At 42.6% G+C, this 1,814-nt stretch carries 2 protein-coding genes; both read left to right on the forward strand.

Translation table 11 applies throughout. The features are described 5' to 3' along the window. The coding region (locus tag JQM68_RS13530) for a hypothetical protein (RefSeq protein WP_235223546.1) at positions 1-580 on the forward strand (580 nt) is incomplete at its 5' end. 461 nt (positions 581-1,041) lie between these two features. Further along, positions 1,042-1,814 (forward strand): DEAD/DEAH box helicase family protein (locus JQM68_RS13535; protein WP_235223547.1); only part of this gene is annotated, 773 nt, incomplete at its 3' end.

Consider the following 1,814-nt stretch of genomic DNA (forward strand, 5'->3'; position numbering starts at 1 on the left):
ACCGAGTGGCCATTTCTATCCGACTAAAATTGGCCGTTTTCACCCGACTCTGAATGGCCCATTTCGCCCGACTCTAACACTACACCAGAATAGTGCCTCTGTCTGTTATGATCGAATGACGCAGAGTATCGAGGCGATTGACGAAGGTTTTAGAACTGGCCGTGTTGGCACGCAAGAGTTTCAGGATGCGGTTTATTATATCGTCCCAGAACACATCTACGCAAACGCATCAAGCGGAGATGAAAGGATGATATTGATTCACGATTATATTGATTGCCAAGAATTTTTTGCGGACTATTTTACAGTCGGAGAATATGGCAATATGTCAATTGAGTTCAAGAACATTGTGGCATTTGTTGAAGACTGTCAGGCAGTTGATTTGTTTACTGGTGAAGATGTAAGTGGCTTTGATTTGGCAGATAGTGTCACGTCTATCAAGTCTTTTTCAGACGCATTTGATATTACAGATAATGTTGCTATTGCAATGTTGTATGCTGTAGATACCGCAAGCTACAATTGGGATGAAAGCATAGTCTGTGAGGTGCTTTCAAAACAGAGTGACATTCACTTCCTCCCATAATTAAAGCTTTGCAGAAGCATCTTATAAAAGCAAAGATAAATATTGAGAAATTGCGGGGTAGGTCTCAAGCCTACTCCGTCTTTCTTTCACTTAAAAGATTGGCTCGATAAAGCATTACAACTTGTTGGAGATAGGCAGCCTGTCTCCGACGCGCAAGGCTCTTCTAACTATAAAAACCATTGTAAACTACATGAAATTTGACAAGACTCGACCCTCATGATACAATACTCTCGCAGTTGCGATTGGGCTTTGGCCTTAACAGGCGTTGATCTTTACGGATGTTGAAGCCTTTTCGTGAGCCTTAACCGGCTTTGCTGCAGTTCCTATAAATCTTAGTGTTATGAATAGTGACCACCGTTTCAGCGAAAAGAGCTGATTCACCTAGGGTGGAGTATACGCTTTTTGCTGAGGCAGGAGAAATCCTGCTTTATTTTTTGTTTAATTTGAATAGGAGTGGAGCAATGTCAACCGCAAGAGAGGAAGATAACAAGTACAGAGATACCGTATTTAACCAACTAGATTTCAAGGGAGAGATTTTAGATTCAGACAAGCGCCTTTTCATGCTGATTGCTGGTGTGGGTGCGGGCAAAAACTACTGGGCAAAATCCTTGACGGAGTGGGGACACGAAGATAAAGGATATGACCCTGCTGGATATAGAGTATTGCTGATTACTTCCAGACGTTCAACTGCAAATGCTCAAGCTATCAAGCTGGATGCTGACACTAGATTTGATTTTTCTGGATTATCTCCTGATGGAGATTCATGGTTCACGCAGGGAGTAGTATGCTGCACCAATTCCTATATAGAGTGGTACGTAAAAAATCTCTATAATCCTGATGATCCGAGGACACACATCTGGAATGTGTTTGATTTTATCATTTTGGATGAGGCTCATTCTATGGCTGCCGACGCAACGTTCTCTGAAGCGCCTTTCCATGTCCAGTCTTTTTTGCGCTATGTTCATAAGCAGACAAAAAACTGCCGTATTATTCTAATGTCCGGTACACCGGAGCCGATTGAGTGGCTGTATGATGGTGAAATAAACCAAAAACATGTAAAAAACATAAATCTGTATAACACTTGCCGACATATTGAACCGAAAAATGTTCGGCTCCTGCCATCGCTTGGTTTAGTTGACAAAATAGTAATGAATCGTAACTATTCAGGACCCCCGGTCCCAGGCATTACCAACAGGCCCTCGCCTGACCGGAGAGAGCCAATAGGATGGCGTGG

This window comes from Oscillibacter valericigenes, from assembly GCF_021531435.1.
Lineage (GTDB): Bacteria > Bacillota > Clostridia > Oscillospirales > Oscillospiraceae > Oscillibacter > Oscillibacter valericigenes_B.